Annotated in this window: 11 protein-coding genes; 4 read left to right on the top strand and 7 right to left on the bottom strand. The window is 33.0% G+C overall.

All coding sequences use genetic code 11. The features are described 5' to 3' along the window. Positions 1-13: 13 nt before the first annotated feature. The 6 genes from rsmA to lptF form a co-directional block, all read right to left on the bottom strand. The gene (gene rsmA / locus B11cv2_RS03935) at positions 14-844 is read right to left on the bottom strand and encodes a 16S rRNA (adenine(1518)-N(6)/adenine(1519)-N(6))-dimethyltransferase RsmA (RefSeq protein ID WP_100693409.1); all 831 of its coding nucleotides are present in this window, start codon (positions 842-844) and stop codon (positions 14-16) included. Next, positions 838-1848: a 4-hydroxythreonine-4-phosphate dehydrogenase PdxA gene (gene pdxA / locus B11cv2_RS03930; protein WP_100693408.1), complete on the bottom strand. Its 1011-nt coding sequence runs from the start codon at positions 1846-1848 to the stop codon at positions 838-840. Before pdxA ends, rsmA begins: the two co-directional genes overlap by 7 nt. Beyond that, on the bottom strand, positions 1848-2807 hold the full coding sequence (locus B11cv2_RS03925) for a peptidylprolyl isomerase (RefSeq protein WP_100693407.1): 960 nt from the start codon (positions 2805-2807) through the stop codon (positions 1848-1850). Before B11cv2_RS03925 ends, pdxA begins: the two co-directional genes overlap by 1 nt. Before the next feature lie 95 nt (positions 2808-2902). After that, positions 2903-5272: an LPS-assembly protein LptD gene (locus B11cv2_RS03920; protein ID WP_100693406.1), complete on the bottom strand. Its 2370-nt coding sequence runs from the start codon at positions 5270-5272 to the stop codon at positions 2903-2905. Positions 5273-5278: 6 nt separating this feature from the next. Next, on the bottom strand, positions 5279-6370 hold the full coding sequence (gene lptG, locus B11cv2_RS03915) for an LPS export ABC transporter permease LptG (RefSeq protein ID WP_100693405.1): 1092 nt from the start codon (positions 6368-6370) through the stop codon (positions 5279-5281). Positions 6371-6870: 500 nt separating this feature from the next. Further along, positions 6871-8019, bottom strand: coding sequence for an LPS export ABC transporter permease LptF (gene lptF / locus B11cv2_RS03910; protein ID WP_100693404.1), 1149 nt, complete (start codon positions 8017-8019; stop codon positions 6871-6873). Positions 8020-8644: 625 nt separating this feature from the next. On the opposite strand from lptF, the gene B11cv2_RS03905 reads away from it, so the two are divergent. Both B11cv2_RS03905 and B11cv2_RS07505 read left to right on the top strand, forming a co-directional pair. Next, positions 8645-9094 carry a DNA polymerase III subunit chi gene (locus tag B11cv2_RS03905; RefSeq protein WP_100693403.1) on the top strand — a complete coding sequence of 150 codons (450 nt, stop codon included), beginning with the start codon at positions 8645-8647 and terminating at the stop codon, positions 9092-9094. 152 nt (positions 9095-9246) lie between these two features. Beyond that, positions 9247-9513 (top strand): hypothetical protein, encoded by a 267-nt coding sequence (locus tag B11cv2_RS07505; protein WP_100693402.1) that lies wholly within the window; start codon positions 9247-9249, stop codon positions 9511-9513. Here the strand turns inward: B11cv2_RS07505 and B11cv2_RS03895 are convergent. Continuing rightward, on the bottom strand, positions 9510-10799 hold the full coding sequence (locus tag B11cv2_RS03895; protein WP_100693401.1) for an MFS transporter: 1290 nt from the start codon (positions 10797-10799) through the stop codon (positions 9510-9512). The two genes, B11cv2_RS07505 and B11cv2_RS03895, sit on opposite strands and share 4 nt — an antisense overlap. 527 nt (positions 10800-11326) lie before the next feature. Between B11cv2_RS03895 and B11cv2_RS03890 the strand changes: the two genes are divergently transcribed. Both B11cv2_RS03890 and bafA read left to right on the top strand, forming a co-directional pair. Next, the gene (locus tag B11cv2_RS03890; RefSeq protein WP_100693400.1) at positions 11327-13225 is read left to right on the top strand and encodes a BID domain-containing T4SS effector; all 1899 of its coding nucleotides are present in this window, start codon (positions 11327-11329) and stop codon (positions 13223-13225) included. Positions 13226-13965: 740 nt separating this feature from the next. Further along, positions 13966-16371: a BafA family autotransporter gene (gene bafA, locus B11cv2_RS03885; protein ID WP_100693399.1), complete on the top strand. Its 2406-nt coding sequence runs from the start codon at positions 13966-13968 to the stop codon at positions 16369-16371. Positions 16372-16583: the final 212 nt, after the last annotated feature.

The following is a 16583-nucleotide window of genomic DNA, read 5'->3' as shown; positions in this document are numbered from 1 at the left end:
GGATTCTATTTTTTTAAGTGATGAGGTTGGCTAAAGTTACAAATTCAGAAATGGAAAGTGTTTCCGCTCGGCGTGTTCCATCAATACCAGCTTTTTCTAAAAGTGTTTCACCTCCAATAGTTTTAAGACTTTGTCTCAGCATTTTACGTCTTTGTCCAAAAGCAATTTTTGTTACGAGGCTTAATTTTTGTGTAGAGCAAGCGAGAGGTTGTAAGCGTGGAATAATGTGAACAACGGAAGAAGTTACTTTTGGCTCTGGTATGAAGGCTTGAGGCGGAATATCAAAAGCGATTTTTGCAATACTACGCCAACCAGTCAGTATGCTGAGACGACCGTAGTAAGGAGATTGAGAAGTTGCTGTAATACGTTTTGCGACTTCGCGTTGAAACATTAAAGTCATTGACTCATAAAAAGGAGGCCATGCTTTTGTTAAAAGCCAATTTAATAAGAGTTGTGTTCCAATATTATACGGAAGGTTTGCAATAATTCGCGGTTTTTCCGGATATGCTTCAAAAAGTTTTGGAAAATCTTGTTTTAATGCATCATTAAAAATAAGCTTGAGTTTTTGTGGATAGTGCTCTTCTATTTCTAAAAGAGCTGGCATACAACGTTCATCACGTTCTATCGCTGTTACAATAGCACCTTTTGCAAGTAAGGCGCGAGTCAAACCACCGGGACCAGGACCGATTTCAAGAACAGGTTTTCCTTCTATATTGCCTGCTTGATGAGCAATCTTAGCTGTTAAATTAAGATCGAAAATAAAATTCTGTCCTAAAGATTTATTAGCTTGTAACTTGTATTTATTGATGATGTTACGGAGAGGAGGAAGATTATCTATTAGCATATGATTGAATTGTTTTTTGCAAGTTGGTCTGCAAGTTTAAGAGCAGAAATAAAACTTTCAGGAGAAGCTATTCTTTTATGTGCAATATCAAAAGCCGTGCCATGATCTGGGGAGGTGCGAATGAAAGGTAATCCTAAGGTAACATTAACAGTAGTATCAAAGTCTAATGTTTTAACAGGGATAATAGCTTGATCATGGTACATACAAAGAGCAACATCATATGTTTGCCTTATACGTTCATGAAACATTATATCAGGAGAGAGGGGGCCTATAATATTCAGTCCTCTTTTTTTAAGATATTCAATAGCGGGAATAATAATTTTTTCTTCTTCTTTTCCTATTGCACCATTTTCTCCAGCATGAGGGTTCAGACCAGCAATAGCTAAGCGTGGTGCATTTATTGCAAATCTGGTTTTTAAATCATTTTCAGTAATTAATGCAGTTTTAATAATTAAATCACATGTAAGAGATGAAGAAATTTTATTAAGTGGAATATGAATAGTAATTGGTACTGTTTTTAATTGAGGTCCAGCCAGCATCATAACTGGATGATATTGTTTATTGGAAAACTTTTGAGCAAGGTGAGCAAGAAATTCAGTATGACCTGGGAAGTGAAATCCAAAATCGTAAAGACTTTTTTTTGCAATAGGGCAAGTAATTAGTGCGCATCCCTGACCCCTTTGAATCAATTGAACGCTGCGTTCAATTGATTCAATGACTCCAGCAGCATTATTCGGTGAAGATAATCCTAGTTGATCACTTTGTCGATTTTTTAAGGGAATTATAGGAAGAGATGTTGAAAAATTTTCTACAAGATTATGAGTAGAAACAGATTTTATATCAATATTAAGTTGTAAAAAACGAGCACGCGAACGAATGATTTCAGGATCGGCTAAAAGAACAAAAGGTGGAATTTGACGTATATTACGCATATTCCACGTTTTTATAACAATCTCAGGACCAATTCCTGCTGGGTCTCCACTACTAACGATTAGCGGAGCCATTATGAATTTTGAATACGTGCTGTTTGTCTCAATTCTTTTAAATACTTTTCACTGAGAGCTTCAAGAAGTTGAGGAATATCTTTCTTTTGATGATCTTGGATGGAAAATATAAGCCGAGCTACACGATCATCAGAAACTCTTTTTATTTGACAGACAGCAACTGCTTCAATACCATTCTGTGTTTCTTGAAAATTAGTCATTTTTCCAGCTGGCGTTGCAAGGATAGCTTTTTCCCAATTTTGAGGTAATTGAGGTTCCAAAAATTTTCCTAAATGACGGATAGTAATATCTAAAATACCTTTTGCTTGGTTTTTAGCGCTATTACATCCTTGGAAATTGGCACGGAACTTATTTGCTTCTTTTTTACGTTTTTCTAGAATTGCTGACCACCGATGTTCAGGAATAACAAAAATAATTTGTTGTAATGTATATTCGTTTGTTGAAGGTTTGACACCGCCATTTTTTAATATCCTCTGTGAGGCTTCTTGTTCTGTAATTACTCCACCTTCAGCTTGATAACGGGCATTAACAAGACGTCCCCAGCCCATTTGCCCCCAAATATATGCTTTAAAGTGTTCTACTGTGACATCAGTTTGAGTGAGCATTTGATTGAGTTGATCAACAGTCATATTATTTTGCGCGGCAAAATTTTCAAAAGCATTCTCAACTTCATCTTTGCTAACTTCAATATTTCGCCGTTTTATTTCATTATTTTTAAGGACTTCATCAATAAGATCGTTTTTAGCTTGTGTGGCAAGATTTCCTTGCTTCTGTTGCAATTTAAGAAAAGCAATACGCCTTTGAATATCATAATTTGTAATAGCATTACCATTAACTGTAACGACAACTGAAGTCTGTGCAAAAGCTTGTGATGTAAAAAATGTGCTTACGGATAAACTACTTACACTCAAAGAAGTGATACAAAATAAAGCAAGAGCACTATTTTTTAGTATATTCATATAAGTAAACCTTTACAATCAATTTTCATCTATTACCCAAAATATATGTTTTTCTGCATAAAAACAATGATAAGTTAAGATTGATATACTTTCTATTATAAATCTGATTTTATTTTTTTGCCAATATCTGTGATAGTACGTAATGAAAAAGAAAAATTAAAATTTTTAAAAGTCATATTTCTCTCTGGATTTTTTACCTGTTGATAACCAATCGTTATTCCAAAGCATTCATCTATATAACTTAGATTTATTCCTTGTTTTACAAAAGCGTTAGATACTAAATCATAACTAGCATTATTATTAATTGACCAATAGTTGGAAAATTTAAATCCCACTTGAAAAGAAATCTCTTGCTGATCTCGCGTATATTCATCATTTTGTTGATGTGAAATATAAGCATATTGCATAGACGTCCAAAGATTAGACCATTTTTGTGATGCTTCTAATTCACTACGGCGGACTTTCCCTGTTGTTTTATCAAAACGTCCACGAGATGCTATAGAAAAGCCATGAGTATGATTTGCTTCAAACATTGTCACATAGTCTGAGTGTGCTGTTTCAAGACCAGAGTACGCACCTAAATTGACAAAGTCTTTCTCTGCGAACGAATTTTTTCCTGCGAGATGAAATGATTGTCCAATAAGTCCATAAAGCGACCAATTATTATTCAGGCTTCCGGAATATCTAAGACCTATATTTACTCTTGTGCCACCTTCTACACGATCATAACCAGAGAATTTATCTCGTTGAAATAAGGTGGTTGTATCAAATACAAGGCTTTGCGCGTCTTCGTTTGGTAATTGTCCTACATAGTGTTCGTTATTGCGTATAAAAATTTGTGTTATTGGTTCTAGTATATGTGTGGATATTTCAGTAGTAATAAGAAGAGGATACCGTAACTCCAAGCCTGCTGTTGCCATACTACGAATTGTTGAGGAAGCAATATTAAAATTTTTCGAAGAGACATTTTCTATGCTAGCAATATAGTTATTGTGAGTGTTTATTGCACTTGTATCAATTCGTAAGGCAAAGATGGGCGTTAATATTAAACCATTTTGGGTATTGAAACGCTTTTTCCATTCTAGTTCATTTGTTAAACGAAAACTGTTTCCAGCTATACCGGAAAGATGAGGAGCATTGCTAGGGTAATCTGGAAAATGTGTGTTATTAAAGTCAGTATGACGACGATAAATTGATTGTATATTACTACGGAAGGTAAGATTTCCAGTGTGAATTGATTTATTTGGTGTAAAAGAATAATCAATGATAGGTAGACCCCATGCTTGCTGAGAATGACGATCATTGAGGGTGTTTTTAAGCAGTGAATTTTGGATATCGAAATGGTAAAAACGCATGTCAAAATAATTTTTGTCTGAAAGACCATTTAAATAAAACTGAGAAATTCTTACAGGGTCACTATAATTTTCAAGTTTGTATGTACGACTAAAATTTCTGTCTGACTGTGCGAAGATATCCCAGCCGTAAATCCACCGCGAATTAATACGAAAATTACCTCTTGTCGCTATCATATAACGATTAGTATTTTGTGAATCAACTCTATCATTATCGAAGTTGTAAGGATTGGTTTGGTATATATGAGCAAAATGGATGTTATAATAGCCTGTTTTTAAACGTTGATGCCATGTACCTTCATTTAAAAGTCCTTGTTTTGTATAAACTGTAGCGGAAAGTGTGAAATCATTGTAGAGTGAGAGGTTCCAGAAATAAGAGTTTTTTACGCCAATACCAAGATTATCAGCATAAAAAAAACGAGGAGAAAGAAAACCACTTATACGTTTTACTGTTGGATCAGGGAGTTCAATAGTTGGAAAATATAAAATTGGGATGCCGAAAGTTTCAAAATAGCCATTTTCAAATCGAATTGTTTTTTTGACATTGTTCCATGTGATCTTTTTTGCTTTGATTTGCCACGAGACTGCACCATCTGATTTGTTATGACAAAGTTCACATGCTGTATAAATAGCATTGTTAAAAGTTGTTATTTGGTTTCTGTTACGATTAGCGTTTTCAGCTGTGAAGTATGTATTATTCGTTGTTTTGATACGTAAAGAATTTACAAATCCTTCTCCAAAGTCTTTTGTCATATCAATATAATTAGAATAGATTTTATTTCCATCCTTTTGAGTAATCTTAACATTTCCTTGAGCTATGACACGTCCTGTTTTTTGATTGTAAGTGACTCTTTGAGCGAGAGCTTTATTACTGTCATATTCAATTTGGACATTTCCTTGTGCAGAAATGGTGTTTGCATCACGATTGTAAATAAGTTTATCAGCAGAGAGTAAGAAAGGACTTTTTGTATTCTGGGGATGATTTTGAAAAAAAGGGTTAGAATTTTGTGCTATTGTAGAATGAGATATAAGAACACCTCCAGAAAAACTGATGAGGCTTTTTATAACCAATATTCTCAGTGTTTTAAAAATTCTCCTTTTACTTGCTAACATTTTTACTTAACCATCCTCTGTATAAAGTAAAAAGGATATTGCAAAAAATAATGCCACTATAACTGGTACCCAAGCAGCAATGATTGGTGGAATGTAACCAGCGTTACCAAAACTTCGAACGAGCATAGAAATAACATAAAGTATAAATCCTGCAATTACACCACCAAGAATTAATGTTCTCGATTGTCCAAAGCGTGGAATTTTTAGTGATACAGTTGCTGCAATAAGAGTCATTGCTACAAGTAACATTGGTAAAGCAATCAGTGATTGTAAATGCATATCAAATTTATTGGCAGAATAACCAAGTGAGCGTGCAACAGCAATTTTTTTGGGTAAGTTGTAAAATGGAATAGTTATAGGATCGGTTAAATATTCGGTTAAAAACTCAGGTTTTAAGTGAGTTTTTATTCGTAATTCAGTAAATTTTTCAGGAGTTTGTCCTATCTTATAGATTGTTCCATTTGTTAATAACCAAGCACCATCTGTCAATGTTGCTTTTTTAGTATTAATCCAGTTTTTTACTGTTGCATTCTCATTATATTGTACAAAGGTTGCATCAATAAGAGAAAGATCTTGATATATGATTGATTTAGCACCAACGGTTATTCTTCCTAAATTTGTGTGTTGTGTTAACCATGGAATACGCGTGCCAGTGATAGATGTTTGGGCATTATTACTACGCCATTCTGCTATCATTTTTTCTGCTTGGAAAGAGCTCCATGCAGCTAGTGGATTAATGAAAAGAATGGAGAATAATCCGAAAAGAAAAGCTCCAAAACAAGCTGGTGCGAGAAATTGCCATGCGGAAATACCGATTGAACGAGCAACGACAAGTTCAAGTTTTTTATTAAGAGAGATAAGCATTGTTATTGCAGAAAATAATGCAATAAAGGGAAAGAGTTGTTGCATAATTAAGGGAATTCGCAGCAATGAAATAAGGAATGCTCCTTTTGCTGTATAATGAGGAAGAAATGCTAGTTTGCTAGAGTTTTCTGTAAAGTCGATTAAGAGGACGAGAATAAAGACACCCAGCAGGAAAAAACAGACTGTTTTAAGATAAAGCATGAAAAAATATCGTCCGAGCGTCAATCCAATCATGATACCTTATCCGAGAGATATTAAGAGTTTTGGTGAGTAGATATCATGATGCACGCGAATATTCAATGAAACGCGAAGTAAGCTTTATCATGAGAGTTCGTAAAGTGCATGATATACTCTTATCACAATATCAAAAATCATTAATTAAGAATTCAGTAGTTTGAAATTTTACCGATCTATCATCACTTTAAATTTATAGTGTATAAATGATTTTACATAATCTACTTTATATAAAAAAGATCTTGTAATTTGTTAGAAATGATAACTTCCTATAATTATAATTTAGATTTAATCAGTTTTTTGTATTTTGTATCGGTGTTATCTGTAGAAAATTCCATAGCATAATAAAGTACTGCCACATTGAGATTGAAGATGAAAAAATGCATAGGAAAAAATGCATAGTAGGAAATTTAGCTATTATTAATCTTTTCCATATTGATTCACTATCATGAATGTAAGCTATAATTCATTTTGAATAAAAGAGGAATTATTTTTGTAAATCAATTCTTTATAATTTTTTGAGAAATTGTTTGAATGACATGGTTAAATTTTTCAAGGATACCGGTTTTATAGTCTGTTAGTAGCATAAAAAAGATAAGCAAGCTTATTCCTATTGGAATGATATAAAGTAGTGGAATGTAAGAAGGGTTATTTTCTGTTTTCCGTGCAAAAAAGTATCCTAACCAATAAATCAATAAGGAAAAAGTAATTGTAGAAAAAGTCGCAGAGATACGCGCTTGTCGATATGAGTGTGCATCTCCTGCTATGGCTATTACGATTAATGCAAAAACAATAGGATAAAGACATTCTGTGAAACGACGATGCAACTCAGCTCTATATTGAAGTGGTTTTCGTTGATAATGAGAATCATTTGGATTGGGGTTGAATAAATAAGAAAGAGGGCGATCTTTAGGATAAATATTAGGTGTTTTCTTATTTGGAATAAATTCGCTTAGACTAAAAGTATGGGAGCTAAATTTGATAATTGAAACATTATCATTTTTATAATCGATTCTTTCTATTTCGCCATCATTAAGGATTAAAAATTTACCTTTTTTATTGTTAACAATAGCTCCTTTTGTTGCATAATAAAAAAGTCCAAGCTGAGGATCGCGCTGATCAGCAATGAAAAGACGGCCAATGGTTCCATTTGCATTTCGTTCACCAATTTCTATGTAAAGATTTTTAGTTAATTCTTGGAAACTACCTTCACGAATGAAAAGACTAATAAGATCGGAATGAGAACTTGCTAATATTTGTCGCATATTAAGACGCGCGTGAGGTGCAATAAAATTAGTAATGGAAAAGGAGGTAAATGAAGCCAGAACTGCTAAAAGAAGAATTGGCTTCCAAACAATATTTTTGGATATGCCTGAGGCGCTGATAACAGCTAATTCTGAATCTTGATTCATTGTTGAAAGAATGGTTGTAATTGCAACAACTAATGCGAATGGTATGATAAGAGAAGTAACAGAAGGAATTAATAGAGATGAAAAATATACAATTGTTAAGAATGTTTGCCCATTTGTTGTAAGAAAATTGATTCGTGCAAGAATTTGTACTGTCCAACTGATGCCAACTGCTCCAAGCAGCACGGCACTAAAAAGAATAAAAATACGTTTTAATATATATAATTCGAGAATCCGCATAGAATAAATGTTATCTTCAGTTCTCACTTCAAAAATGATATTATATAATGCGTTCAGTTTAAATATATAGTCAAAATTTAAAGACTGTTTTTCTGTATATATTTCCTATGAGTAATAGAAAATGATTATAGTTATACAGGCAGTTTATTTATAATAAGTTTCCAGTTTCTCTGATTTTGAATTAACAAGATGTTTTGTATGCAATATCTAAATACAAGGAAATTATAATATCAGGAATTAGTAAAATGTAATGGTGATATTAGCTTGTTATTCTATAAACAGAGTATTGTTCTGAGAGCTTTTTACATTTGTAGATGTTTTAAAGAAATGGGATTAGGAGCAAATAAAAATTCCTTTTTAAAAGTTATATAAATTAGCTACGCAATACGTAAAAGAAGCAATTCTATTAAAAAATACAAAAAGAAAAGCTGTGATTGCAGCTATAATAATCCTATTTTCTGACTTGTACGAGAATAATATGATTTTATAAATATTAATATATAGAATTATTTTTTCAGAATATAATCATTAGAATAAAACGAGATTTTTAATTCTAACTTACTTTATCTTATCAAAATACTGAAGCTCTAATAGTGCTTTATAATGAAAACTATTGAGGATTAAAATGGTTGATATTTTTTTCTATCATTTAACAAAGTCAACTTTAAAAGAGACTTTGCCTGTGTTGGTAGAGCGTGCATTGAAGCGCTTTGGTAGAATAACAATACAATGTATGAATAAAGAACAATGCAATTTTATAGATACTTGTTTATGGGTTTATGCTGATGAATCATTTATTGGGCATGGGACAGAATATGATAGGTATCCAGAGTTGCAGCCTGTGTTTCTTACTACAGGACAAGAAAATCCGAATGATTCAAAAGTGCGCTTTCTTATAGACGGAGCCGTTTGTTCAGATATTAATATTTATCAACGAGTTGTGATTATGTTTGATGGTCATAATGATATGCAATTGAATCTCATTCGTGAGCAGTGGAAAGATTATAAAACAAAAAATTATAATTTAACTTATTGGCAGCAAACTGAAGATTATCATTGGGAGCAGAAGGTTTGAGGTAGAGGATATCTTTATTTTGATTTTTTTAGTTATTGAACTCTCATAAATTAGAGTTCTTTATTATAAAATAATTAGGTTGAATTTTTCTTATGATTGTTTTAGGAGTGATAAAATATAGCCATAGATTAAAATATTCAAATGGAATGATAATGATATTTGACCGAGTTTTACTTATTCTATGGGCTGTAATATTAGCTTTTTTTTGTGTTTCATGGTTGGGAACAACAAATATTCTATCGCAGATATTTTCTATCTCTCATATTAGTATTATTATCGATATCTTATTCTTTTTCCTTTGTTTATTATTTGCTGGCATATTGTGGTGGATTATACCTAAACCGATGTCTTTAAAAATGAAATTAGCGGCATTTCTACCGCTAATATTAGTTTCATTATTCATTATTATTGTGTTTTAGTGCGATATCTCTTCATCTGTAAAACCAATAAAGCAAACGAGTGAGATAAAAGAAGATACAAAGAGATAATAACTAATATAAGAAACACTAAAATGTTGTACTAGATATTCTGCAATATAAGGTGCAACAGCTGCGCCTAAAATACCAGCTAAATTAAAGGTTATAGAAACACCGCTATACCGAACTTCTGTTGGATATGCTGATGAAAGAACTGCGCCAATCTGACTATATGTCATTCCCATGAGAGATAAACCAATAACAGACATTGCACAAATACCTAAAATTCCATGATCGAAAAAGTAAGGAATTGCAAAGGAATAGATACCGGTAGCTATTGTAACCCAAATCATCAAATTTCTGCGGTTAACATGATTAGCAATTTTCCCTGTAAGAACAGTAAAAATACCAAAAAAAACAGCGCCGACCATTTCCACTTGAAGTGCTTGATTAAATGATAATTGCAGATGGTTTGTTGAATAACTTAGCAAATAAGTCGTAACCAAGTAAAATAATACAAGAATTGTCATGCTACAAAATGTACCAAGAAATAAAATTCGTGGGTGTTTGAAGAATACATCTAGCACAGGTATTTTAGAGGTTTTTTCGTGGCTGATATTTTTTTTGAATTCAATTGTTTCATTGATCGACATACGAAGCCATAATCCTAAAATAATGAAGACAATTGAGCCAACAAAAGGAATACGCCATCCCCATGAGAAAAGTTGCTCTTCATCAAGCGCATGCCATAGTGCTAAGTAAGCTATAATAGATACGCATAAGCCAATTGGAGCGCCTAATTGCGGAAACATTGCGTACCAACTACGTTTTTCTGGGGGAGCATTTTCTGTTGCGAGTAGCACAGCTCCTCCCCATTCTCCTCCTAATCCGATACCTTGTCCAAAACGACATACTGTTAAAAGGAAAGGAGCAATCCATCCAGCTGTTTCATAAGTAGGCAAAATACCAATAATAATTGTTGAAATACCCATTGTAAGAAGAGAGGCAATGAGCGTTATTTTCCGTCCAATTTTATCACCAAAGTGCCCAAAAATAACTGATCCTATAGGGCGCGATAGGAAGGCGACACCAAAAATAAGGAAGGATTGCAAAATAGCGAGCTGCTCATTTTGGGATGGGAAAAATAATCGAGGAAATATGAGAGCTGCAGCAGTTGAAAAAACATAAAAGTCAAAGTATTCTATTGTTGTGCCGATAAAACTCGCGAACAAAATTCGACCGGGTGAAGATTCTCGGCTAGTGTTGCGTTTTTCTATACTTATAGACATGGATAGAAAGTTCCTTTTTGTGTGAAATTGAGTTACAAAACGCCTATAATTATAAAAAATTTATATCAGTGTCGAGTCATTATCGCTACCGATTTTAATTATTGCTGTGGATTTTTAAAATATATAAATGAAAATGAAGGACTATATATCCGCATCAATAGAGTTGTCTTTTTTTGTAATAATTACATTTGATCTTTTAAAAGAGTGAGTGATCAGTGTAATCAAACGTCGCTTATAAGTAAAATTGACTTGATTATGTTTTTAATTTTGATTAAAAAATCAAAATGTATAAAATTGCTGTGAATTGTAATCACTAGTCTTAACTAGTCTTGAAGTATTTTTAAAAAATTTGAGAATTCATGTTTAATTATTTAGTACTAGTCAAAAAGTTTTTTGATGATTTCCTTTGAACGGATGCAGTATTAGAAGTATAATCAAGGTGTTTTTTATATCCTAGATGCAATTTGAAGAGAGTTAATAGTAATTCTAAAAAGAAAGAGGAAAAATTTACCTAAAAGGATTCATTAATGTTCAAGAGAAAAAAAAAGATAATTTCAAATTATAAGACGGATTATGCTATACCTCAGTGCCTAATACAAAAGCGTCGTGAAGTAGTAAATTCAGTGATTAGTGCGCATATGATTGAAGGATACACTTTTAACTCTAAAACTTTAGGTATTTTAGAAGAATATATGAACGGGGATTATTCACTACAGCAGTTTAATACTCAGTTGGATAATTCTATGGAAAAACTCATTAAAGTAAATGCACAAAAGGAACATTCAACCTATTCTAGAAAAAAGCTGATAAATAAATATGGAATACTGGTAAATAAATTTGGAATAACAGATACAGTTGCTCTTCGTGACAAAATTGCATGCGATGTAGCAAAAGCAATTGTTAATTTGTCTTGTGAAAAGGTACCAGAACAATTTGACACTTCTTATCTAAAAAGTCTTCATAAGAGCTTATTTGGGAATATTTTTGATTGGGCTGGAAAGACTCGTGACGAGCTTAAATTTTTTGATAGTAGAATAAATGCTAAGTTGCCATTAATAGGAAAATTGAGCTCTATAAATAGTGAGGAAATTCAAGATAGTGAGGAAATTCAGGAAAGCTTGCAAAAAATCGATAACATTCTTTTTGAGAAGAATAATCTAAGAGGTTTATCATCCGAAGAATTTGCTCATAATGTAGCAAGAATGTTTTCTTTTCTTAATTATGTATGTCCTTTTGTAGCGGGGAATGAATGTACGCAAAAGGTGTTTTTTGAACAGCTTGCTAACGCTGCTGGTTATAAACTCGATTTTTCGGTTGTAACAGAAGAACGCATGAAATTTGTTAGGCATGCTTCGAAAACATTAGAAGGTGATGTAGATGCTTTAACTCCTATGGAGCATTTGTTTGAAGATATTTCCGATCCAGACAAAGTGTGTATGCTGAAAGAGTTTGTCAGCAATAACAAGTATAAAGGTGTAAAGAAACAGACTATTGTAGCTGCTCGTAAAGATGAGATTTATAACGGTATCTATAGAGGTTGTAGTTCAAATTCGGTTCTAGTCGAAACGCCAGATTGTTGCGTCGTGTGCCACAAAGATTGTTTTATGCCAGGAGAATTACAGACCTTAAAATTAGGTGATACAGTTGCTTTTAAAGCTGTAATACCTAAGGTGTTTGAAGATATTCTCATTCCAAAAAGAGTATGTGTTCCTTTGACAAGAGAAGAAATTGCTGAGAAAGTTAAAAAAGATTTCTCTGTTCAAAGAAGCTGGAAAGATGTTAAGTATTATTCAAAACTTGTTTATAATAATTCGAAAATCTTAAAAAAAAATATCGAATTAATTGATAAATTTTCATGTTTTGATAGAGCGCTTGCACAACAGCTTGCACAACAGCTTGCACAACAGCTTGTGGAATCTCCTCAATCTATTTCTCATCTTGCAGGTTTTGAGGTGTTAGGTATGAGAAATTTAAAGCGAAAAGAAGCTGAAGCGTCTTGTGCTGCACTTAGTGATGCAATTGTTCGGTATGCAGATATTGTAATAGGGACTAGAGATGGAATTTTAGAAAAACAAGCAATACAAAGTAGTATTTCAAGTAGATCTGTAAAAATGCCCAGTAAGGAAATACAAGATATTTTAAATTTGCCAGAAGACATCCAAAAAGAAATGCTTGATGTTTCTCCTTCATTACGTCAGGAATGTTTTGATTTTATGGATGCAATCATCTCTCGTCTTTCATTGAATGAGTATCAAGCACTTGATGGTAATAATTATGCAGAGCTTGCTGAAAGTTTGGGGGTATCAGAGAGTAAAGCAAAGCAAATTATAACAATCGTTAAAGTGATTGAAAAATTGTATTTGGACCTTAAAAAAGCTCTCTCTGTTAATCTTTCGGGAAATACAGCTATAGTGCAAGCCAATTAAATTGTAAGAAGTTGTTGCATCTTCATTTTTATGTGTGGAGAGTGTTAAAAAACAGAGGGTCTGCTTTCTAAAAAGTTTCAATTCATTTAGCTAAAGCAGAAGAATTTTTTGCGAATGAGTGCAGTGAATAAGTGGATGGATACACGTCTATTTTACTGAGTGAAATACTTAATTATACAAAAATTTAGCAGTTGTCATAAATTTTACAGACACATATATTAAAAGGATGTAGTTTAGTTCTGGTTAGCATATTCTGTACTGATTTACAGTCAGTTTATTCATTTATTGTGTTGTCGCATATTGATTTATTTGTATCAGATTGATTATTATTAATAATACTCGTAAAAGTCTTCTTTTAAAGTTATCTACATTAATTATATTGCACTATGAATGCAGAATAGCATGTTGGAATTGCTATCAAAAATTCTAGTTTTATGTACAATATGTTTTTTACTTAATAATAAGAATGAATAATTTGATGTTTAAAAAATATCAAATGTATATTGTTTAACTCTGAAAAATATTTCCTGAAAAGATAAAGCAATAAAAATATATGCTTGTTGAAAGACGCTTGTTATAGAGTGTTAATGGGATGGTTTTGTATTTTAAAACACAAGCTATTAAAGGTTTGTACACCTTACATTTTTGGCAATTTTTGATGGGTTATGGTTGAAATGTACTTTTGCAGAGCTATTTACTTTCCAGTAGTTTGTTCAAGATGTAATAGTAAGGATGTAGTTATGCAATACAAATGGAAGTTAGGTTATTGGGTTCTTATGATCAGTAGCTCTTTTGTGGGAGTTGCAAATGCAGATAAGAATGAAATGCAGAGATTTGATGGCAGCTATAGGGGAAGTGTTGTTTATGATCAGTATGATAATGAGAAAGAAAAAAAAACTGAGATCGCTAGAAAACGCGACGTCACTATTATTGAAGATGGAGCAGTTTTAAAAAATTTTGTAATAGAGAATGATACTGAAATCTATGTTGGAAATGATGGTCAGCAAGATAATCCAGGTAAGTCAATCAATAACATAGTTAGAAATTCTGGAAAGCTTTATGTTTATGGAGGTGGTTTGAGTGAAGGTACTAAAATTGAAAGTGATGGTGTTGAAATTGTTGTTACTTTCAACAGTAAACAAGGTTTTTCAAGAAATGCTATTATTTACACAAATGGACAACAACAGGTTAAGTATGGGGGAAAAACAGAGGGGACGAAAATTTATGGTGGTAAACAGTTTGTTTATGGGAAAGGTGATGTTGGAGGCAAAATAACAGAGAGTTTTGCTGATGGTACTATCATTCATGGTCAAGGTGATATACTAGGAGAACAGAATGTATATGAAGGTGGCGTGGTGTGGAATACAAAAGTGATGGAAGGAGGCATACAAAATCTTTATGCAAAAAGTGATCAAGAAGAGGGTGGTACTGCAGTAAATACTGAAATTTTTAGGAATGGAAGACAGCGCGTTTCCGCAGAAGGTGCAGCTATTACTGTTACTTTAAATGATAATGCTGTGCAAGAGATCTATAAAGGTGGTTATGTATATGGTCTAACTGTTAATGATCGTGCGAGTTCATGGGCATATGCGGGTGCAACATTAGAAGGAAATACAACAATTAATGATTTTGGAAAGTTTCTTCTTTATGCTGGAGATAAAGAGCATCAATCTACAATAGAAAACTTTATTTTAAATGGGAAAGATACAGAATTATTTGTTATTAGTGCACGTGATGAAGATAGCGCTTTGATTAAGAAATTAAGTGGTCGGGGAACTGTTAGTTTTATTCCTGATCAAGCTCAACCCCGTTATTCTCATCTTCATATTGAGAATCTTTCTGGTGAATTAGGAAGTTTACATTTTAGATTTAATACCACTATTGCAGAGGATCGCGGTGATTATCTTTTTATTGAAAGTGGTGATGGTCATCACATGATAAGCGTAGCTGATTCAGGTGCTGAAATTACCAATCCTCTTTCACAGCACCGTGATTTGGTTACTGATAAAAGTGCAGGTGCTCATTTTACTCTAGTAGATCTTTCTGGTGTAAAGATTAATGCTGTTGACGGTGGCACTTATATGTATGCCTTAAAACAAAGACAAGATGATTCTAGCAAGATTTGGTATTTAGCAGCAGATCATTTTGATAAGCCAACTCCTCCTGCTCCAGATCCAGATCCAAATCCAGATCCAAATCCAGATTTAGATCCGTTGCCAACACCAACTCCGTCTACGACCCCATCGACAGATGCAATGTTATCTTTGGCAGTAGCTTCTGAACTTGTTTTTAATAATGAGTTGCAAAGTTTGCGTGTTGGAAGAGGTCTTTTAGGAAGGAACAAGAAGAATACGGCTTTATGGACATATGGGATCAAGGGTCGCGATCGTTTGGCTACAGGTCATACGCATTTTAGACTTGATCAGACAGGTATAATATTAGGTGTTGATTGGCTGCAAGAACTGATGAAAGGAGATTTTTACATCGGTGGTTTTGGGAGTTATGATCAAGCGCGTATTACCCATGCACGAGGCGGTGTCAGTAATATGGACACTTATAGTGCTGGGGCTTATGCAACTTATTTTGATAATCAAGGGTGGTATTTAGATAGCGTTTTAAAATATAATTATTATACAAATAATTTAAAGGCTATTTCGACAAATGGTTTGGGTGTTCAAGGTGATTATAACCAATGGGCAATAGGGACTTCATTTGAAGCAGGATATTATTTTAATGTAGCATCAGATACTTGGATACAGCCTTATACTCAACTAACAGGAGTCCGTGTTTCGGATAAGGAAGTAAAGCTTTCTAACCAGATGGTTGGTAATGTGAATAGTTCTACTTCATTGCGCAGTGAAGCTGGATTATCTGTTGGTCATAAGTTTAATTTGAATGATGACGCTCACTTAATGACTTATATAACAACGGCTTGGTTACGTGAATATATAGATAGAAATCATACGACAATTAATAATCAGCATAAATTTATCACTGATTTGTCGAGGGATGCAGGTAAATTAGGAATTGGTTTGCATAGTCTTATTGGTGAAAATTTATCGCTTTATGCTGAAACTCATTATCTCAAAGGGCATAAGGTAGAACAGTCTCTTCAAGGTATTGTAGGATTACGCTATAGTTTCTAAGATCTCGCTCTGTTTTGTTTTCTGATCATTTTGGAATTATATTTTTTACAAACCAGATATTAATGATCAGAAAACTCTTTTTGAGAAGATATAGATGTTGAGATATTTTTGTATTCTAATATGCAAGATCAATTTTGTTTATTAAATTCATTTTGATTGTTTTGTGAAATGCATAATTTGCATATATTTTTCTTTTTATTATTTTGATAATC

The sequence above is a fragment of the Bartonella sp. 1-1C genome (genome assembly GCF_002810325.1).
Classification (GTDB): domain Bacteria; phylum Pseudomonadota; class Alphaproteobacteria; order Rhizobiales; family Rhizobiaceae; genus Bartonella; species Bartonella rochalimae.
This window is presented reverse-complemented; position numbering and strand designations above follow the sequence as displayed.